The sequence below is a fragment of the Sulfitobacter sp. 1A15106 genome, from assembly GCF_043556995.1.
GTDB classification, from domain to species: Bacteria; Pseudomonadota; Alphaproteobacteria; order Rhodobacterales; family Rhodobacteraceae; genus Sulfitobacter; species Sulfitobacter faviae.
In genome coordinates this window covers 206478-226465 of the sequence record NZ_JBIFFM010000001.1, presented here as the reverse complement: position 1 = coordinate 226465, position 19988 = coordinate 206478, and the positions used below count along the sequence as shown (strand labels likewise).

At 65.1% G+C, this 19988-nt stretch carries 16 protein-coding genes and 1 tRNA gene; 6 read left to right on the top strand and 11 right to left on the bottom strand.

The features are described 5' to 3' along the window. From ACGYKA_RS01065 to ACGYKA_RS01055, 3 genes are read left to right on the top strand one after another with little or no spacing between them, the layout of a single operon-like run. Complete coding sequence (locus tag ACGYKA_RS01065; protein ID WP_394410053.1) at positions 1–945, top strand: hypothetical protein; 945 nt, start codon at positions 1–3, stop codon at positions 943–945. Then, on the top strand, positions 942–3533 hold the full coding sequence (locus ACGYKA_RS01060) for a hypothetical protein (RefSeq protein WP_394410056.1): 2592 nt from the start codon (positions 942–944) through the stop codon (positions 3531–3533). Before ACGYKA_RS01065 ends, ACGYKA_RS01060 begins: the two co-directional genes overlap by 4 nt. Next, positions 3524–4378: a glycosyltransferase family 2 protein gene (locus ACGYKA_RS01055; RefSeq protein ID WP_394417251.1), complete on the top strand. Its 855-nt coding sequence runs from the start codon at positions 3524–3526 to the stop codon at positions 4376–4378. The genes ACGYKA_RS01060 and ACGYKA_RS01055 overlap by 10 nt, the downstream gene beginning before the upstream one ends. Here ACGYKA_RS01055 and ACGYKA_RS01050 read toward each other — a convergent pair. Beyond that, entirely contained in the window at positions 4375–5580 is a 1206-nt protein-coding gene (locus ACGYKA_RS01050) for a glycosyltransferase (RefSeq protein ID WP_394410061.1), read from the bottom strand. The two genes, ACGYKA_RS01055 and ACGYKA_RS01050, sit on opposite strands and share 4 nt — an antisense overlap. Positions 5581–5739: 159 nt before the next feature. Here ACGYKA_RS01050 and ACGYKA_RS01045 point away from each other — a divergent pair, with 159 nt between their 5' ends. Continuing rightward, positions 5740–7050, top strand: coding sequence for an oligosaccharide flippase family protein (locus ACGYKA_RS01045; RefSeq protein WP_394410451.1), 1311 nt, complete (start codon positions 5740–5742; stop codon positions 7048–7050). 5 nt (positions 7051–7055) lie between these two features. Here ACGYKA_RS01045 and ACGYKA_RS01040 read toward each other — a convergent pair whose 3' ends face one another. The 8 genes from ACGYKA_RS01040 to ACGYKA_RS01005 all read right to left on the bottom strand — a co-directional run bounded on the left by ACGYKA_RS01040 (position 7056) and on the right by ACGYKA_RS01005 (position 15825). Next, positions 7056–8357: a GumC family protein gene (locus tag ACGYKA_RS01040; RefSeq protein WP_394410064.1), complete on the bottom strand. Its 1302-nt coding sequence runs from the start codon at positions 8355–8357 to the stop codon at positions 7056–7058. A gap of 114 nt (positions 8358–8471) precedes the next feature. Continuing rightward, positions 8472–9383, bottom strand: a complete 912-nt coding sequence (locus ACGYKA_RS01035) for a CpsD/CapB family tyrosine-protein kinase (RefSeq protein ID WP_394410067.1) — start codon at positions 9381–9383, stop codon at positions 8472–8474. A 71-nt stretch (positions 9384–9454) separates the two neighbouring features. After that, positions 9455–10171 carry a sugar transferase gene (locus ACGYKA_RS01030; protein WP_394410453.1) on the bottom strand — a complete coding sequence of 239 codons (717 nt, stop codon included), beginning with the start codon at positions 10169–10171 and terminating at the stop codon, positions 9455–9457. Between the two features lie 615 nt (positions 10172–10786). Then, positions 10787–10861 (bottom strand) — tRNA-Glu (locus tag ACGYKA_RS01025). Between the two features lie 116 nt (positions 10862–10977). Then, positions 10978–12717, bottom strand: coding sequence for a single-stranded-DNA-specific exonuclease RecJ (gene recJ / locus ACGYKA_RS01020; protein WP_394410069.1), 1740 nt, complete (start codon positions 12715–12717; stop codon positions 10978–10980). A gap of 52 nt (positions 12718–12769) precedes the next feature. After that, a complete protein-coding gene (gene glpX, locus ACGYKA_RS01015; RefSeq protein ID WP_394410072.1) occupies positions 12770–13732 on the bottom strand; it encodes a class II fructose-bisphosphatase in 963 nt (320 codons plus the stop codon). A 321-nt stretch (positions 13733–14053) separates the two neighbouring features. Beyond that, positions 14054–15340 carry a homoserine dehydrogenase gene (locus ACGYKA_RS01010; RefSeq protein ID WP_394410075.1) on the bottom strand — a complete coding sequence of 429 codons (1287 nt, stop codon included), beginning with the start codon at positions 15338–15340 and terminating at the stop codon, positions 14054–14056. Positions 15341–15456: 116 nt separating this feature from the next. Then, positions 15457–15825, bottom strand: a complete 369-nt coding sequence (locus ACGYKA_RS01005; RefSeq protein ID WP_394410078.1) for a hypothetical protein — start codon at positions 15823–15825, stop codon at positions 15457–15459. A 75-nt stretch (positions 15826–15900) separates the two neighbouring features. Here ACGYKA_RS01005 and ACGYKA_RS01000 point away from each other — a divergent pair, with 75 nt between their 5' ends. Continuing rightward, positions 15901–16485 (top strand): TetR/AcrR family transcriptional regulator, encoded by a 585-nt coding sequence (locus tag ACGYKA_RS01000; RefSeq protein ID WP_394410081.1) that lies wholly within the window; start codon positions 15901–15903, stop codon positions 16483–16485. Positions 16486–16504: 19 nt separating this feature from the next. On the opposite strand, the gene ACGYKA_RS00995 is transcribed toward ACGYKA_RS01000, so the two are convergent. Continuing rightward, entirely contained in the window at positions 16505–17416 is a 912-nt protein-coding gene (locus ACGYKA_RS00995) for a pirin family protein (protein ID WP_394410084.1), read from the bottom strand. Between the two features lie 94 nt (positions 17417–17510). After that, complete coding sequence (locus ACGYKA_RS00990) at positions 17511–18884, bottom strand: L-serine ammonia-lyase (RefSeq protein ID WP_276154295.1); 1374 nt, start codon at positions 18882–18884, stop codon at positions 17511–17513. Between the two features lie 253 nt (positions 18885–19137). Between ACGYKA_RS00990 and rpiA the strand changes: the two genes are divergently transcribed. Further along, complete coding sequence (gene rpiA, locus ACGYKA_RS00985) at positions 19138–19926, top strand: ribose-5-phosphate isomerase RpiA (RefSeq protein ID WP_067266197.1); 789 nt, start codon at positions 19138–19140, stop codon at positions 19924–19926. Positions 19927–19988: the final 62 nt, after the last annotated feature.

Sequence of the window (19988 nt, the reverse complement as noted above, 5' to 3'; positions counted from 1 at the left end):
ATGGTCGCACTCTCACGCCGTCTCTTTCTGGGGGGCGCCGCGCTTGCCAGCCTCGGCGGCGGGTCTTGGGTCTTTCGCCGGGCGCAGTTGCAGGACCGGGCGGAGGAACTCTATGCCACGCCGCTGAGCGCGCCTTCGGGGCCGATGCAGGTCTATCATCTGGGGCATTCACTGGTGGGCCGCGACATGCCCGCGATGTTGGCGCAGTTGTCGGGGACGGGGCATAGCTATCACAGCCAGACCGGCTGGGGCAGTTCGCTGCGCGACCATTGGGAGCCGGATGTGCCTGTGAACGGGTTCGAGCGGTCCAACGATCACGCGCAGCACCGGCCCGCCCGGGCGGCCATCGGCTCGGGCGATTACGACGCGGTGGTGCTGACCGAAATGGTCGAGATTGCCGATGCCATCCGCTATCACGACAGCCCCGATTACCTTGCCCATTGGGCGCGGCTGGCCCATGCTGCCCGGCCCGACACCCGCGTCTACCTCTATGAGACGTGGCACCATACGGATGACGGCCACGGCTGGCTGAACCGCATCGACCGGGACTTGGAGAAATACTGGCGGCGGCAGGTGATCTACCCCGCCTTGCAGCAATCGGAGGTGCCCATTCATCTGATCCCCGCAGGGCAGGTCATGGCGGCCTTTGTCCGCGCGGTCGATGCCGCCGGTGGGGTGGGCGGTATCATCAGCCTGCATGACCTCTTTTCGCGCGGTGAGAATGGCCACCCCGATACGATCCACTTTAACGATCAGGGGGCTTACCTCGTGGCGCTGACCCATTACGCGACCCTCTATCACCGCGACCCGGCAGGGCTGCCGCACGAACTGCTGCGCGCCGACGGCACCCCGGCGCAGGCCCCAAGTGCGGAGGCCGCGCGGTTGATGCAGCGGGTGGTCTGGGACGTGGTCCGCGCCCATCCCGACAGCGGGGTCGCGGCATGAGCGGTCTGGGCGGGCTCTTTTCGGTCTTGATGGTGGGCCACAGTCTTTTCGGTGCGGACGGGCCGGATATGCTGCAAGAGGCGCTGCGGGCCGGGGTGGGGCAGGGCGAGGTGCGCGCGCAGATCATCAACGGCGCGCCTCTTCGCTACAATTGGGATGAATCGGATCGGGCCGAGGGGGTCGATGCCCGTGCGCTGCTGCCCGAGGGGGACATCACCCATCTCATCCTGACCGAGGCGATCCCGCTGGCCAATCACACCCGCTGGTCGGACACCGAAGTCTATGCGCAGGCCTTCTTTGATCTTGCGGCGGCGGCCAATCCGGAAGTGAAAGTCTATCTGCAAGAGACATGGCATTCGCTGAAAAGCGGCAGCGGGGAGGCGGTGGCCTATGACGATCACGCCCATATCCCGTGGCGCGAAAGGTTGGACAGCGATCTGCCCGCGTGGGAGGGGATCGCATCGGCGGTGGGCGCGGGGCGCAGTTCGGAGAACGCGACGATCAAGGTGATCCCAGCCGGGCAAGCGATGGCCCATCTTTATGACGAAATCGCCGCCGAAAACCTTTCCGGGCTGACCGGGATCGACGCGCTCTTCGCGGATGACATCCATCTGAACGACCTCGGCCACTATTTCGTCGCCATGGTGCAATATGCCACGCTGACGGGCAAAGACCCGCTGGGACTGCCGACGGATTTTAACGATCGCTGGGGCAAGGCTTTCGACACGCCCCAGCCTGATCTTGCCCGCGCCCTGCAGCGGGTGGCCTGGGAGGCGGTGCAGGACTATCAGGGCGGTGCAGTGACACCGGCGCCCCCCGCGACGCGGCCCGTGGCCGAGGACAACGCCCAGACCGCGCCGATAGCCCCGACCGGCCCGCCTGCGCCCAGCCCGGACAGCGATGCGCCCGAGGCGGCGAAACCTCTCGATCCGCCAGCCCCATTTAAGAATACCGCCCCCGAGGAGGCCGTCGCCGGCACCCGTGACATGGGCATCGGCCTTGCCGCCATCGCGGATTGGAGCGTGCAGACCCCCTTTCTTGACCTGATGAAAACGGCCCGCCCGTGGCTTGGCCATGTGGCCGGGCGTTTTGGCGGGATGGAATATGCGCAGTTGGTCGAAGGCGGCTATCTCGATGCCGAGGGCTGGCCGGTGAAGATGCCGCGCGAACTTGGCAGCATTGGCACGCTGATCCTAACCGACATGCCGGCGCAGGCGACGACGCTGAAAGGCCGCTATCTGCTCCGCTTCAAAGGGCAGGGCGTGATCGAGGTCACGGGCCGGGCCGAGAATGTGCGCTATGGCAAGAACGAGGTGCGGTTCGACTATGCGCCGGGGCCGGGCAGTGTCGACATTCGCATTCAACGCATGCACCGCGGCGACCCGCCGCGTGAGATCACCGTGGTCCGCGAAGACCGCGTCGCCGATTACGACGCCGGGGCGCGTTTCAACCCTGATTGGACGCGGCATCTGACGGGGATGAAGGTGCTGCGCTTCATGGATTGGATGGCCACCAACGACAGCCCCATCGCCACTTGGGAGGACCGTCCGCGCCCCGAGGATGTGACCTATGCCCTGCGCGGCGTCCCGGTAGAGGTGATGGTCGCATTGGCCAATGAGCTGGGGATCGACCCGTGGTTCAACATGCCGCATCTGGCGGACGATGGCTATGTGACCGCCTTTGCGACCTATGTTGAAGAGGCGTTGGCGGGCGAGCGCAAAGCCTATGTGGAATTCTCGAACGAGGTGTGGAACTGGCAATTCGCCCAGACCCAATGGGCCGATGAGATGGCGCAGGCCCGCTGGGATGAGGCCGAGAAGGGGATGCAGTTCTACGGTCTACGGGCCGCCGAAGTGGCACGCATCTGGGCGGATGTTTTCGGCGGTGAGGCCGAGGCGCGGTTGCGCAATGTGATCGCGAGCCAAACCGGGTGGTTAGGGCTTGAGCGTGAAGCCTTGGACGCGCCGCTTTACGTGGCCGAGCAGGCGGGCAACAGCGCCCCCGCCACGGCCTTCGATGCCTATGCGATCACCGGGTATTTCGGCGGCGTGCTGGGGTTGGAGGAGAATGCCGAATTGGTCAGCGGCTGGCTGGCCGATAGCCTTGCCAAGGCCCGCGCCGAGGGGGAGGCGCAGGGGCTGAGCGGCGCGGCTTTGGCCGATTATATCGCGGCCCACCGCTTTGATGCGGCCGCGGCCCTTGCGGCGCAGGACCTGCGCAACGGGGGCACCAGCGGCTTGGAGACCGACACGCTGGCCGATCTCATTGGCCGGGTTTGGCCCCATCACGCCGCCGTGGCGCGGGCGCATGACCTCGATCTGGTGATGTACGAAGGCGGCAGCCATGTGGTTGGCCTTGGGGCGCAGGTGAATGACGAAGGACTGACCGCGTTCTTTCACCATCTGAACTACGCCCCCGAGATGGGCGCGCTCTATACCGATCTGATGGCGGGCTGGTTGGCCGTGGGCGGGCAGCTTTTCACCCATTACTCCGATGTCTATGCGCCGACGAAATGGGGCTCTTGGGGGGCACTGCGCTATCTGGCGGATGACAATCCGCGGTGGGATGCTTTGACCGCATGGAAATGAACAACGGCGCGTTCCAAGGGGTGAGCGTGTTGATCCCCGCCCATGATGAAGCCGGCTGGCTGCCCGCCTGCCTCGACGCGCTCTGCGCCTCCGCGCCGCTGGCGGGGCCGGTTGAGGTGATCGTCGTGGCCAATGGCTGCTCGGACAACACCGCCGAACGCGCCCGTGCAGCGATCCCCTCATTCGAGGCGCGGGGCTGGGTCTTGCGGGTGCTGGAACTGGCCCAAGGCAGCAAGCTGGGCGCGTGGAACGCAGGCGAGGCGGCGGCGCGGGGGGGCGTGTTGGTCTATCTCGACGCCGATGTGCTGGTCTCACCGCCCTTGCTGAGCCAGTTGCAAGAGGCGCTGGCGGGGGACGCACCGCGCTATGGCAGCGGGGTGCCGCGGGTGACGACCTCTGGCGATTGGGTGACGCGCCATTACACACGGTTCTGGCGGACGACCGGTTTCATGACCCATGGCGTGCCGGGCTTTGGCGTCTTTGCGATGAATCGCGCCGGGCGGGCGCGGTGGGGGGCGTGGCCCGATATCATCTCGGACGACACTTTCGCGCGGCTGAACTTTCGCCCCGAGGAGCGTATCGCCGTGCCCGCCCGCTATGACTGGCCGATGATCGAAGGTTTCGCGCCGTTGGTGCGGGTGCGCCGGCGGCAGGATGCAGGCGTGGCCGAGGTGGCGCAGCTGTTCCCCGAATTGATGCGCAATGACGATCCCCATGACCGACTGCACCCCTTTTGGCGGCGGGCGCTGGCCGATCCCTTGGGCGCGCTGGTCTTTGTGGCCGTGCGGCTGACGATCCATGCGCCGGTTTTGCGTAGCGCCAACCGTTGGGTGCGGGGGCGCTAGCGGGCGGCCTCTTGCATGTGCTGGGCGAGTTTCGCCGCCTCACGGGCGACATCATGGCGTGCAAAGACCCGCGTGCGGGCTTTCGTGCCCATTTCCTCTAACGCGGTGAGGGGGGCGTCGTGCAGGGCGGCCATCGCCTCGGCCAAGGCCGCCACATCGCCTGCGGGCACCAGCCATCCGGTCTCGCCCGGCTGCACCAATTCCGGCGTGCCTGCGATATAGGTGGCGATCACGGGGCGGGCGGCGGCCATCGCCTCCATCACCACCATGGGCAGGCCTTCGGCGAAACTGGGCATCACCAGCGCATGGGCGGCGCCGAGTTCTGCTGTCACGCGGGCCTCATCAACCCAGCCGGTCAGGGTGACGCGTTCTTGCAGGCCGTTGCGGGCGATCTCGGCTTCGATCACGCCGCGCAGGGGGCCGTCGCCGATCAGGGTGAGGTGCAAATCCGGGTGGCTGCCGCGCAGCCGGGCCATGGCGTCGATCAGGGCGAGCTGGCCCTTCTGCTCAACGAAACGCCCGATGGAGACAAGGCGGCGCGGGCCATCGGAGAGGGGGGCGGGGGCGGCAAATTTGGCGGGCTCAATGCCGCAATGCACGACCTTGATGCGCGGCCAATCCGCCGGGTCGGCCCAACGGCACAGCTGGCTGCGCCCGAACTGGCTGATCGCCACGGCAAAGGCCGCGTGGTGGATTTTCGCGCCGAGCGAGAGGGCACGCGGGCTGTCAAATTCTTCGGGCCCGTGGGTGGTGAAACTATAGCGCGGCCCGCCCAACCTGTGGCAAAGCATCGCGACCATCGCGGCGTTGGTGCCGAAATGGGCGTGCAGATGTTGGATGTCGCTGCCCTCAAGCCGGGCGCGCAGATAACAGGCCTCGGCCAGATAGATCAGATGGCGGGCCAGCCCCGTCTCGGCCCGGCGGGCGGCCTGCCAGACGTCGCGCAGCGCTTGGCCGAACCGCCGCGGCGCGCGCAGTATCATGCGCAGACTGGCACGGGCGAGGGCGCTGCCACCGGTGGCCAGCACATACTGGGTCGCTGCCGCCTCGGCCTTGTCTTGTGGATCGACCAGCGGCACATCGGGGCCGCGCATGGCGAAACGGTCCACCTCATGGCCCGCCGCCTCTAGCGCCGCGATCTCGCGCCGGATGAAGGAATGCGAGGGCTGCGGATAGGTGTTGAGGATATAGGCGATCTTCACGGGCGGTGCGGCCTTGGCTTGGGGCTGATAAACCTTGTTACCCGCCCGCTTGCCACTGGCACAAGGGCGGGCAAGGCTTTAGGCTTTCGCAAAGAACTGGCAGAGGCGCAGCAACGGGTGTTTTCCAAGCTTTCCCAAGCGGTAACGGGCAATCGCCTGATGGCACGGGCGCTGCGCTCGACCTCGTGGATCATCTTGGGCTACGGCGGGTCGCAGGCGATCCGGCTGGCGTCGAACCTGATCCTGACGCGGCTGCTGTTCCCCGAAGCCTTTGGCCTGATGGCGCTGATACAGGTGGTGATCGTCGGGCTGACGCTATTCTCGGACGTGGGCATCGCCCCCTCCATCGCGCAGAGCAAGCGTGGCGATGATCCGGACTTCCTGAACACCGCTTGGACAATCCAAGCGATCCGGGGGGCGTGCCTGTGGCTTGTGGCCTCCGCGCTGGCTTGGCCGGTGGCGGTGTTTTACGACGAGCCATCGTTGATGAGCTACCTGCCCATCGCTGCGCTGAGCCTCGTGGTCGCCGGGTTCAACCCGACGCGGATCGAAACGGCGCATCGGCATCTGCAAATGGGGCGGCTGACACTGCTGGACCTGACATCGCAGGTGATCGGCATCGTGGTGATGGTTCTGGGCGCGGCTCTGTATCAATCGGTGGCGGCGCTGGTGGTCGGCGGCGTCGTGGGCGCCTTGGCGAAACTGGCGCTGACCCATGCCTTCCTGCCGGGGCCGGGCAACCGCTTTCGTTGGGAGCGCCCGGCGGTGCGCGAATTGGTGCATTTCGGCAAATGGATCTTCCTGTCGACCATGTTCTGGTTCTTTGCCAGTCAGGGTGACAAGGCGATTTTGGGCAAGTTCCTCTCGCTCGAAGGGTTGGGCATCTACAATATCGGTTATTTTCTGGCGAGCTTTCCGCTGTTGCTGGGGCAGAATGTCACCGGGCGAGTGATGATCCCGATCTACCGAGAGGCGGGGGGCGGCGATCATCCCAAGCTCAAGCGGATGCGCTATGGGTTGAGCGGCGGGCTGCTGGCGCTCTTGGTGGTCATGGCACTGGCGGGGCCGTGGTTGGTCTCGGTCCTCTATGACCCGCGCTATCTGCAAAGCGGCGCGATTCTGGTGATGCTGGCGCTGGCGCTGATGCCGCAGGTGATCGGGATGACCTATGATCAGGCGGCCCTTGCGGCGGGGGATTCGCGGCGGTTCTTCATCTCTTCGGCCTCAAGGGCCAGCCTGCAAGTGGGGCTACTGCTGGCGGGGGTGATCACTGCCGGTTTGCCGGGGGCGCTGATCGGGTTGGGGGCCGCGATGGTGCTGTCGCATCTGGTGCTGATCTGGCTCGCAAGGGCGCATGGCGTCTGGGACGCGCGGCATGATCTGACCTTCGCCCTCTTGGGGCTGGCGCTTGGCGCGCTGGCGCTTTGGCTGCATTGGGACCGGGTGCTGGGGCTCAGCGCCACAGTCTAAGCGGTTCAGCCCTTTTGTTTACGGGCCATGCGCGCGGCGCGGCCCTCTTTGCCGGCCTTCAAGCGTTCCTGCCATACCTTGCCCAAGGTCCGGCGCTTTTCGCGCGGGCTGAGGTCGGGGATCGAGACGACAGGGATCAACCCCGTCTCGCGCGTCATCTGCCGGGCTGAGCGGATCACCGGGCGGCGCAGTTCCAGCAGAAAGGCCACGATCAGCGCCAGCGCTAAGCTGGCCATCCCGCCCACCGCCGCGCGTTTCTTGCGGCTGAGCGATACGGGGTATTCGGGCAGTTCGGCCTGCTCCAACGTGATCAGCTTTTCGCCCCGCTGATCGGATTCGAGCGAAAAGCCCACCTCCGCCTCATTCCGGCGGGCGGTGATCACCTCCAACTGGTCTTGCAACTGGGTCAGACGGCGTTCGAACCGGGCCAGCTCCCGCTCAACCTCGGGCGAGGTTTGCAGGCTGGCGGTCAGGGTTTCGCGCTGTTCTTGCAGCAGGTCGCGCTGCGTGGTCAGGCTTTCGAGCGTGGCATCCAACTCGGCCTGTTCGCGGGCGATGGTGGCGGCGCGGGCATCGGGGTTGACCCGATCGCGCGCCAGCCGCGTGGCGATGATTTCACGGTCAAGTTCAAGAATGGCGTCATTGAGGCTGCTGATCTCGCCGCGGCGAAACTCAAGACTGCCTTCGAGCGACAGGTCGTTTTCGGCCCGGTAATCGGCCAGTTCGGCCTCAAGCTCCGAAATGTCGCGGATCAGGTTCTGCTCTTGGCGCTGGAAAAACTCCAAGGTTTCTTGGGTCTGGCTCTGGCGTCGGGCGGCAGACATCTGGCGCGTGCGGTCGGCGAATTCGCGGGCCACGGCCTGCGCATCGGCGGGGTTGTCCATCTCGGCGGTAAAGGTCATGACCGAGATGGTGCCGTCATCCGCATAGCCTTCGCGCGGGGCGGCGACGCCGGTGATGGTGACCGAACGGCGCAGCAGATCAACCTTTTCCGACATGCGCAACGCGGTCAGATCGTTATAAAGATCAAAACGTTGAATGATATCGACCAAGGTGCCGCGCGCCATCAACTGCTGTTCGATCAATTGCAAACGCCGCGCCGAAGACCCTTCGACCGTAGAGGGGGCCAGATCATTGGCGATCTTGGGCTGCTCAATCTGGATGACTTCGGAGGATTGGTAGACATGCGGCGTCGCAAGCGCCCAATAGACCGAGGCGATACAGCCCAGAAGCGTGATCAAAATGATCACACCCGCCCGGCGGCGGATCATGTCGATGAAGTCATCGAATGTATAGATCGGTCCCATGTGCCTCTTTCCAACCTGCCCAAAGCCCCCGACCGTTGCCCGGCGGAGTTTCCCTGCCTAGATCAGATGACTTGGGCGATAATAGGGCGCAAGCAAGGACGGCGACAGGGGGTGTCAGGCATATTTCGGCAGGCTAGAGGCCCGCGCCCGGTTCAGCACGATGCCCAAGAGCGGCACCTGACCTTCGAGCATCCGTTCGCATTCGCGCAGGTGACGCGCCATGGTTTGGCTGCCGTCTGAGATGAGCAAGACCCCGTCCAATTGCGGCAAGAAGGCCGAGAGATCGTCATGCTCCAGCATCGGCGGCATGTCGTAAAGGACGATTTCAGGCTGGAGCGAGGCCCGCAGACGCAGCAGGGTTTCGGCCGTAGTGCTGTCTTGCAGGATTTCGGCGGCGTTCACTTCGGCCCGGTCGTTCAGCCCAAGGGCAAGCGTATCGCTTACCCGCAGCATCCCCTTGCCGAGGTCGGCACGACCGCTCAGCAAATCGCTCATCGCGCCGGGGGCCTGCATGTCGAACGCACGGGCCAGACCGGGGCTGCGCATGTTCATGTCCATTAGCACGGTGCGCGATCCCGGCACACGCGACAGGCTCAGCGCCAGATTGGTGGCCGAAAAGCTGTTGCCGCAGCCCGAAGTGGGGGCGGTGACGGCGATATTGACCCAGCGATGCTCTAACGTGGTTTGACGCAGGCGCGTACGCAGCAGGTCAAAGGCCCGCGCGGCGGCGCTGTTGCGATGATCGTCAACCAGCGGCATGTCGCCGCCGGGGCCGGGGGTGGCGATGGGCAGATCTTGCCAGCGCGGCGCGCGGTCGTCACCGATGTAGCGGGAAACGGCAGGGGCGGCGGGCAGGCTGTCTTCAAAGGTCAGGTCGCCTTCGGAGAAATCGCCGTCGAACTCATCCTCATGGTCGATCACGGTGCGGCGCGGGCGGATGCTGTGGCGCATCCCCGGGCCGCCGAACTGCGCCGTCACATCGCTGTTATCCGCGCCGAGGGCATCGGATGCGTAGAGGTCTCTCATCGTCTTCCCTTTCGATTTCTTGAACATGAGGCGCTGGATTTCTCGTTATTGCCGGGCGCGGCAAGCATTGCTCAGCACCCGGTCCGGCGCAAGACGACGCCGACGGTTTTCAGCAGAATGGTCAGGTCCATCGGCAGCGACAGGTTGCGGCGATAGGCGGCGTCGACCTCATTGCGGTAGGTGAAACGGCTGTTGTTGCGGGCCGAGACCTGCCACAGCCCGGTGATGCCGGGGCGCAGCGCGAAATAGGCTTTCGCATCGCCATACATCTCAAGCTGGTCTGGCATCATGGGGCGCGGGCCGATCAGGCTCATGTCACCTTTGAACACGTTCCAAAGCTGCGGCAGCTCATCCAGCGAGGTGGCGCGCAGGAAGGCGCCCACCCGCGTGATGCGCGGATCGTCCTTCAGCTTTTGCATTTCGTCCCATTCGGCCCGCATCGCGGGGTTCGCAGCAAGGTAGCTCTCCAGCACCGCGTCGGCATCGCGCACCATGGTGCGCAGCTTCAGGATGGAGAATCCTTTGCCGCCCCGGCCAAGGCGCTTTTGCGTATAGAAGGGCTGACCGCTTTCGATCCACAGCGCCAGCGCGCAAAGCGCGATGATCGGCAGGGCGATGGGCAGGGACGCGAGGATCAGCAGCCGGTCGAGAAGCGGTTTCGCGTAGCGGCCATAAAGGCCGGTCGGACGCAGACGAAGGGCCGCCAGCGCGCGCGGCGCGGGCAGCACCGCAGTCCCCGCCATGGCAGGCTGCGCACGGCCCAGCACCGGACCGGCGATCACTTCCATCGAGCCATAGGCATGGCTGTGTGCGTCAAAGTACTTCATTCCAAACCCCCCAAGGGTTCAATCGCATTCATTCGGACCGTTTCGGCCCACGGCGCCTTCGCACCGCTCCGTCTCAACGACCTATCCGGCCTATACGTTCAGGTAGGATATGTATCATTTGTTACCACCTTTTCGCCTTATTCGATCCTTTTTCTTAGAAACAGACTGTTTCGCGGGGCGGCGGGCAGGTGGAGATTTAGGAGTGAGTTGAGGACGTTATGGGTGGCCGGGGGGGCAGATGTGTGGCGTTCGATGGTGGAGGGGAGGGCATGCGCAGGCGTAGATTTGGTATCAAGCTGTTGATAAATAACAGTCTTGTGGGGTTCTGGGGTTCCGGATGATCATCTGACTTAGGTGTCGGCCGCCAAGCCTGTACGCCTTCGGATAGCGAGCGTGCCGAGGCGCAGGGCACCAGCCATCGCGCAGTTCTCACAATAATGTCAGGGCGATAAATGGGCGACAGTTGGGCGCAGGGCGCAGGTGGGCGAACGCCAAAAACCGCGGATCGGCTGCGCGATTCCGGGGGGATTCTTTAGTGCCTCTGGATGCTTGTCTTTGAATTCTGGAGAAGAAAAGTGGCAGCCCGTAGGGGAATCGAACCCCTCTTTCCAGGTTGAAAACCTGGCGTCCTAACCGATAGACGAACGGGCCACTCTTTGTCAGGTCAGTGCAGCGTTTAGTGTGTGCTGCTCTGTCTGTGAGCGGACGTTTAAGTAATACTGCGGGGGGCTGCAAGCGGAAAAATGAAGTTTCTTCAGAAAAAGTTTTCAGGCCCGCGCGGCGTCCTCCAAGCGCAGTTGAACGGTGCGCCGACCGCGAAAATTGTTAATGTCGAGACGGCCTGCGAGGTGGAAACGCGCGCCGCCGTGGTTTTCCAGCGCGGGGCCGAGGGGGCCGTCGTAAGCGCCAAAGGAAATCGCCTCGAGATTCGCGCCGAGGCCGTCGCCAAAGCTCACTTTCAGATGGTTCTCGCCCACGCGTTTGGCAAAGCGGATTTGCATGTCAGCAAAGGCATAGCGCGGGGCGGGGGCGCCGGCGCCAAAGGGGCCGGCTTGGTCGACCATCTCGGCCAGTTCCACGGTCGCCGCGCCGGGCATCATCATGCCGCAGAGGTTGAGGTCGGCAGGTCCTGCCAAATGCGCGCCCTGTTTGGTGAGCAATTCGCCCAAGCGCGCCATCGCCGCGTCGATCTTGTCTTCCGCCACGGTCAGGCCCGCGGCCATCTTGTGCCCGCCGCCCTTGATCAGCAGCCCTTCGGCGGCCAGACGCTGGATCGGGGCGCCGAGGTCGATGCCGCTGATTGAGCGGCCCGAGCCTTTGCCGATGCCGTCTTCGACGCCGATCACGATAGAGGGGCGGTTGGCGGCTTCCTTCAGGCGGGAGGCGACGATGCCCACCACGCCGGGATGCCAGCCGGGGCCAGCGGCCCATGCCAGCGGCCCGTCAAAGCCGCGTTCTTCGGCCTGTGCCATGGCGCTGGCGCGCACGGCGGCCTCAACCTCGCGGCGGTCGGTATTGAGCTGGTCCAGCCGTTCGGCGAGGGCCGCGGCCTCATGCGGGTCGGCGGTGGCCAAAAGCCGGGCGCCAAGGTCGGCTTGGCCAATGCGCCCGCCCGCGTTGATGCGGGGGCCAAGCAGAAAGCCCAAGTGATAGGCCGTGGGGGCGGTGTCCATCCGCGCTACATCCGACAGGGCGGCAAGACCGGGCCGCGCGCGCCGGGCCATGACTTTGAGCCCCTGACGCACGAAGGCGCGGTTGACGCCGGTGAGCGGGGCCACATCGGCGACGGTGGCCAGCGCTACGAGGTCCAGCATCGCCATCAGGTCCGGTCCTTTGCGGCCCGCCTCACGCAGCTGACGGCCCACTTCGACCAGCATCAGGAACACGACCGCAGCGGCGCAGAGATGCGCCAGCGTGCCGTCTTCGTCCTGCCTGTTGGGGTTCACCACGGCCAGCGCGTCGGGCAGCGTTTCGCCGCCCAAGTGGTGGTCGAGCACGATGACATCCGCATCCTTGGCGGCGGCGATCGGTCCGTGGGAGAGCGTGCCGCAATCGACGCAGACGATCAGGTCGTGATCGGCGGCGAGGGCCGACATCGCCTCGTCATTCGGGCCATAGCCCTCGTCGATACGGTCGGGGATATAGAGGGTCGCGCGGTGGCCCATGTCGCGCAGCCAGACCAGCAGCAGCGCGGCGGAAGAGCCGCCGTCGACGTCATAGTCCGCGAAAACCGCGATGCGTTCGCGGTTTTGCAGGGCCGAAAGAAACCGCGTCGCTGCCGCCTCCATATCGCGCAGGGATCGGGGATCGGGCAGCAGGTCGCGCAGGGCGGGGGCCAGAAAGCCCGCCGCTTGGGTGTCGACCACGCCGCGGCGCGCCAGCACTTGGCACACCGGATCGGGCAGGCCCGCGCGCTGCACCAGCAGTTCTGCCGCGCGGGTCAGTTCCACGTCAGGACCGATCCAGCGCCGCCCGGTCAGAGATGTTTCGACACCGAGAAAGCTCATGCGGACCTCATTTGGCCGTTATGGAAGGGGGTGGGGAGGGCCAGTCTGGCCCTCACTCCGCCGGGGTGCGGTAGTTGATGCGACGGACCGAGCCGGTGCGCGAGCGCATGATCAGCGTCTCGGTGGTCAGCCAGCCCGGCTCGCGTTTCACGCCCGGCAGGATGTTGCCCCCGGTGACGCCTGTCGCGGCAAAGATCACGTCTTGGGTGACCATCTCGTCGCGCGAATAGACGCGGTCGAATTCGGTAATCCCGGCTTTGGCGGCACGGCCCTTTTCATCTTCGTTGCGGAACAACAGACGGCCATACATCTGCCCGCCCATGCATTTCAGCGCGGCAGCAGCCAGCACGCCTTCGGGCGCGCCGCCTTGGCCCATATACATGTCGATGCCGGTTTCGGGATCGGCGCAATGCATCACGCCCGCCACGTCTCCATCGGTGATCAGACGGATAGCCGCACCGGTGGCGCGGACCTCGGCGATCATGTCGGCATGGCGGGGGCGTTCGAGGATGCAAACGGTGATGTCGGACGCCGCGCAGCCCTTGGCGCGGGCCAGCGCTTCGACACGCTCACCGGGGCTCATGTCGAGGGTGACGACATCGGTCTCGAAGCCTGGGCCGATGGCCAGCTTGTCCATATAGGTGTCGGGCGCGTGCAGCATGGAGCCGCGCGGGCCCATGGCGATCACGGTCAGCGCGTTGGGCATGTCCTTGGCGGTCAGCGTGGTGCCTTCCAGCGGGTCGAGCGCGATGTCCACGCCGGGGCCGTTGCCGGTGCCGACCTCTTCGCCGATATAGAGCATCGGGGCCTCGTCCCGCTCACCTTCGCCGATGACCACGACGCCCGCGATATCGAGCATGTTAAGCTGCTCGCGCATGGCGTTCACGGCGGCTTGGTCGGCGGCTTTCTCGTCACCCTTGCCGATCAGCTTGGCCGAGGCCAGCGCGGCGGCTTCGGATACGCGGGCGAGGCCCAGAGAGAGCATGCGGTCTTGGAATTCGGCGGAAGCGGTCATGGAGTATCCTTGGGTGCAATGTGTTTCCTGTCCTGTACCCTCGCGCGGGCCTCGGGGCAAGTTTTGGGTTGGGGGAGCGGCTGCCCCTTCGGCCGAAACTGCCACCCCGGCCCGGAATCAAGCCGTAGGCGCCGGGCCATCGGCTGCCCGCCTCGTCACGCCGAAGGCGTGCCGGTCTATCTAGGTGCACCTTTGGTGCGACCGGGTAGGCGATTTGGTGGGGCTGGGTGCGCCCCCGCGGGCGCACACCATGGTTAAGCCATAACGTGGCACGAAGCACCGTCTCATCGCCGACCCGCGGGCAGGAGATGGCCCTCAGCCTCAGACCTCTTCGATCCGCAGCGCCACCGGTTCACCGGCCAGCACGCCCGTCTTGTCCATATTCGCCAGTGCCTCCAGCAGCGCATTGCGGCTGGTCTTATGCGTCACGATCAAAACCGGGGCAGAAGTGTCGGAATGCTCATACTGGCGCATCCGGTAGATGCTCACACCCGCTTCGCCCAGCACCGTGGCGATTTTCGCCAAAGCGCCGGGTTTGTCGACCAGCGCCATGCGCAGGTAGTAGGGGGCAGGGCGCTGACTGCTGGCGGGGGTGGTTTGCTCAAGCGTTCCGGCAGGCTGGCCAAAGACCGGCCCGCGCAACCCGCGCGCGATGTCGCAGACATCGGCCATCACGGCGCTTGCCGTTGGCCCTTCGCCCGCACCGGCACCGCGCAGCACGATCTGGCCCACGGCATCGCCTTCGATGACCACCATATTGGTGCCGCCGTCAAGCTGGCCCAAAGGCGAGGTCTGCGGCACGAGGCAGGGCATCATCCGCTGCTCCAGCCCGCGGCCGGTTTTCTGGGTCACGCCCAGCAGTTTGATCTTATAACCCATGTCGGCGGCAGCGCGGATGTCTTCGATGGCGACCCGCTCGATCCCCTCAAGCTGGATGCCATCAAAGTCGATCTTGGTGCCAAAGGCGATGGAGGACAGGATCGCCAGCTTATGCGCCGCGTCGATGCCGCCCACATCCAATTGCGGATCGGCTTCGAGATAGCCCAGCCCATCGGCCTCGGCAAAGATCTCTTGATAGGTTTTGCCCGAGTCCTCCATCCGCGTGAGGATGTAATTGCACGAGCCGTTCATCACCCCCATGATCCGGGTGATCTCATTCCCGGCAAGCCCCTCCATCAGCGTCTTGATGACCGGGATGCCGCCCGCCACAGCCGCCTCATAGCGCAGGGCCACGCCCGCGCCCTCGGCCTGTTCGGCCAGCGCTTGGCCATGTATCGCCAGCATCGCCTTGTTGGCGGTAACCACATGTTTGCCCGCCGCCAGCGCGGCTTCGGTCGCGGCTTTGGCGGGGCCGTCCGCGCCGCCCATGAGTTCGACGAAAACATCCACGTCATCGCGGGTGGCCAATTTGACGGGGTCATCCTCCCAATCATAGGAAGAGAGCGACAGCCCGCGGTCCTTGTTCCGGGTGCGGGCAGAAACCGCCGAGACCGTCATCGCGCAGCCGGTGCGGGCCTCTAACAGGGCGGCCTGCTGGCGCAGAATGCGCAGCACACCCACGCCCACGGTTCCCAATCCGGCAATCCCGAGGCGAAGCGGCTTAGACATGGCGGTGGTCCTTCTGGTCTGATCCGAAAGGCCCGGCAGACGGGGCCGGGCATAGCCGCGATGTAGCGGGTTCGGCGCCTGCGTGCAACGCGCATACGCATTACGGGGATGCCCGTTTATTCAGCGCTTTCGCTGTCCTCGGCGGCTTGGCGGGCGCGCCGGAGTTCGGCAGCGCGCGCCCTGAGCCGCGCCACCCGGGCAGCAGTGGCGGCTTGGGCGCTTGTGCGGCTGACGCGCGCCGCGCGGGCTTCAAGATTGGCCGCACGCCCCGTGAGCGCCGCTTCGGTCCGCGCCGGGTCGATCCGCCCGGCGGTGGCCTTGGCCAAGAGCGGGTCGATCGGGACCAGATCGGGGTAGGGGGCGGCCTCCAGTTCAGGCGTGATTGTGCGGTCGAGTTCGGGAAACTGCGTGCAGCCCGCCAGCAGCGAGACGCCCAGAAACAGGGCGATGGTCGAGAGGGGGCGGGGCGGGCGCGCTTGGGTCATGCCTCGTTCTGCCTCAGCCGTGATCTTCGCGCAAGCGGGGTTTGCTTTTGAACGCTTGTTCATTAAATTGCCGCCATGGCAAGAACCACAGGCTCCCACTCCGATATCACCGGCCCGCGTGTCCGCGCAGCCGCGCTGCGGCTTTTCGCGCGGGGCGGCTATGCCGCCGTGTCCATGCGCGCCATCGCCGCCGAAGTCGGTGTGCAGGCCGGGGCGCTCTATAACTACACGCCCGACAAGCAGAGCCTGCTGTTCGACCTGATGCAGGCGCATATGACCGACCTGCTGGCCGAAACACCCCATAATCCGAGCCGCCCCGCAATGCAGCAGTTGCAGGATTTCGTGGCCTTCCATATCCGTTTTCACGCGGATCGGCCCGATGAGGTTTTCATCGCCTATATGGAGTTGCGCAATCTGACGGAGGAGAATTTCGCCGTGATCGAGCGGCTGCGCCGCGACTATGAGGACCGGTTGGAGACGATCCTGCGCGCCGGGGTGGCGAGCGGCGATTTCGCCGTCGCCGACACCAAGATCGTGACGCTGGCGATCATCGCCATGCTGACCGGGGTGAACACTTGGTACCGCGCGGGCGGACGGCTGTCGCTGGACGAGGTCGTGGCGCAATATTGGGATATGGTGCGCAAGGCCGTGACCGCCTGAGCGGCCACGGGCCTTTGGGTCAATGGGCGGGGCGGATGAAGGTCCCGTTGTTCAGATCCCGCATCGCCTGCTGTATCTCGGCGCGGGTGTTCATCACGATCGGCCCGTGCCACGCCACCGGCTCTTCAATCGGCGCGCCCGAGATCAGCAGGAAGCGCACACCTTCCGGCCCGGCCTGAACCGTCACCTCATCGCCGGTGCCAAAGCGGATGAGCGTGCGGTCGCCCGACATATCGCGGATGTTCACCTCCTCGCCGCCGACTTCTTTCTCCAGCAGCACGCCCGAAGGGGCGGAGGCATCGGCGAAAGCGCCCGCACCTTGAAAGACATAGGCAAAGGCCCGGCGGTAGGTGTCGATCCGAAAGGTCTTTTTCACGCCCGCAGGCACGAAGATGTCCAGATACTGCGGATCGGCGGCGATGCCATCGACGGGGCCGCGTTTGCCCCAGAACTCGCCCGTGATGATCTTGACCCTTGTACCGTCATCATCGGTCACCACCGGGATCTCGGCGGATTTCATATCCTGATAGCGTGGCGCGGTCATCTTCTGGGCCGAGGGCAGGTTGCCCCAAAGCTGGAAGCCGTGCATCTGCCCCTTGTCGTTCCCGCGCGGCATTTCTTGGTGCAGGATGCCCGATCCGGCGGTCATCCACTGCACGTCGCCCGCGTTCAGATCGCCGGTATTGCCGAGCGAATCCGCATGGGCCACGGTGCCTTCGAGCACATAGGTAATCGTCTCGATCCCGCGGTGCGGGTGCCAAGGGAAGCCTTTCTCGAAGTCGCGCGGATGCTCGTTGCGGAAGTCGTCGAACAGCAGAAAGGGGTCAAGCTCCGACGGGTCGTGGAAGCCGAAAGCGCGATGCAGTTTCACCCCGGCGCCTTCCATCGTAGGCGTGGCGCGGCGGGTTTCCAATGTGGGTCTGAGGGACATGATGCTCTCCTTTGCAGTTGCTCAGAAGATAGGGGGCGGCGGTCACCTCAGCAATTGGCCCCGGCGAACGGGGCCTGTGCAAATTTGCGCAGCTTCAGCAGTTCGGCACATTCACCGCCAACCCGCCGAGGGAGGTTTCCTTGTATTTCTCGCTCATGTCCGCGCCGGTCTGGCGCATGGTCTCAATACAGGCATCGAGCGGCACAAGATGCGTGCCGTCGCCGCGCAGCGCCAGAGATGCCGCCGAGACCGCCTTGATCGCGCCCAGGCCGTTGCGCTCGATACAAGGCACCTGCACCAGCCCTTTGACGGGGTCGCAGGTCATGCCGAGGTGATGCTCCAGCGCGATCTCGGCGGCGTTTTCGATCTGCTGCGGGGTGCCGCCCATTACGGCGCATAGCCCGGCGGCGGACATGGCGGCGGCGCTGCCGACTTCGGCCTGACAGCCCGCCTCGGCCCCCGAGATTGAGGCGTTGTATTTCACCAGCCCGCCAATCGCGGCGGCGGTGAGCAGGAAGTCTTCGATATGCGCCTCAGACGCGCCGGGGACATGGTCGAGGTAATAGCGCAAGGTCGCCGGCATCACACCTGCGGCGCCGTTGGTCGGCGCGGTGACGACCTGCCCGCCCGCGGCGTTCTCCTCGTTGACGGCCATGGCATAGACGCTCATCCAATCGTTGATCGTATGCGGGGCGGATTGGTTCTGTCCGCGCTCCGCCATCAGCGCGTCGTAGATGCCCTTGGCGCGGCGTTTCACCTGCAACCCGCCGGGCAGAGTGCCCTCGGAGGTTAGGCCCCGGTCGATGCAGTCGCGCATGACCTGCCACAGCCGTTTCGACCCGGCGCGCAGGTTCTCGGCCCCGCCACGCGCCTCTTCATTGGCGCGTTTCATGCCCGCGATGGTTTTGCCGGATTTGGCCGACATCTCAAGCATTTCCGCGGCGGACTTGAAGGGGAAGGGCACCGGCGCGCCCTCATCCGTGTCCTTGCCTGCGGCGAGTTCCTTTTCGGTCATCACGAAGCCGCCGCCGATGGAATAATAGGTCTCGCGCAGTGTCACGTCGCCTTGGGCATCGGTGGCCATCAGCATCATGCCGTTGGCATGGCCCGCAAGCTTGGTGTCGTAGTCAAAGATCATGTCGCGCTGAGGGTCAAAGCGCAGTTCGGGCAGGCCGTCGACGCTGATGCGGCGGGTCTGTTTGATCTCTTCCAACACCTTTTCGGCGGCATCGGCGTCATAGTCCTCGGGCGTGAACCCGGCGAGGCCGAGGATCGTGGCGCGGTCGGTCGCATGGCCGACGCCGGTAAAGGCGAGGCTGCCGTGCAGCGAGGCGCGCAGCCCGGCGAATTGGAAGGGCGATGCGCGCATCTGGTCAAGGAAACGCCCCGCCGCCACCATCGGCCCCATGGTATGCGAAGACGAAGGGCCGATGCCCACTTTGAACATGTCGAAAACCGAAAGAAACATCAGGTGGCGGACCCTTTTATGGTTGCGGGTGGCGGGCGCGGTGGGACGGGTATCGCCCAGACCTTTGGCGCATTGCAAGCGGCCTGGGCCCGATCCAACCATTTCCCGCCGCCCCGCGGCGCGCCGAAAGCGACAGGCCGTGCGCTCTGCCCGTCCTGTCGGCGTGCGGCACCGCCAAAAACCGCCGACTTGCCCCTCGCACCCTATGCCAATTCGCCCTATAACGCGGCAAACGCCTGCAAGGGAGCACCCGATGTCCGGAGACCTATCACCGATCGACAAGGCCAAATTCGTGGCCGCGAAACGGGCGTGCGAATTCGTGGAAGACGGGATGCGCGTGGGGCTTGGCACCGGATCGACGGCGGCGTGGCTGGTGCGCTGTCTGGGCGAGATGGTGCGCGACGATGGGCTGCGGATCAAAGGCGTGCCGACCTCCTCGCGCACCGCGCAACTGGCGCGGGATGTGGGGATCGAGGTGATCTCTCTCGATGAGGCGAAATGGCTCGATCTGACGATTGACGGGGCAGATGAATTTGACGGCGACCTGAACCTCATCAAGGGCGGCGGCGGGGCCTTGCTGCAAGAAAAGATCGTGGCGACGGCCAGCGACCAGATGGTGGTGATCGCCGATATCGGCAAAGAGGTGCATCATCTGGGTGCATTCCCCCTGCCGATTGAGGTGATTCCCTTTGGCTGGCAGACCACGCAGGCGCTGGTCGAAGAGACGCTGATCTCGATGGATGTGCTTGGCCAAAGCTCGACCCTGCGGATGAATGGCGAGGTGCCTTTTATCACCGACGAGGGGAACTATATCCTAGACCTGCGGCTGGGGCGCATCGGCAACGCACGGCAATTGGCGCTGGTGCTGAACCAGATGCCCGGCGTGGTGGAAAACGGCCTGTTCATAGATATCTGTGACGCGGTTGTGATCGGCTACGGGGATGGCAGGGTAGAGGTGCGCGACATAAATGAAGGCACCGTGGCGACCGACCGTTTGGAATTCGTCGAGACCGACAACCTGTTTTCCGACCTGAGCGATTAATGCCGACAAGGCGAGACACGCGCGACCCCGCGCAAGACCGAAATATGCGCGATCCCGCGCAA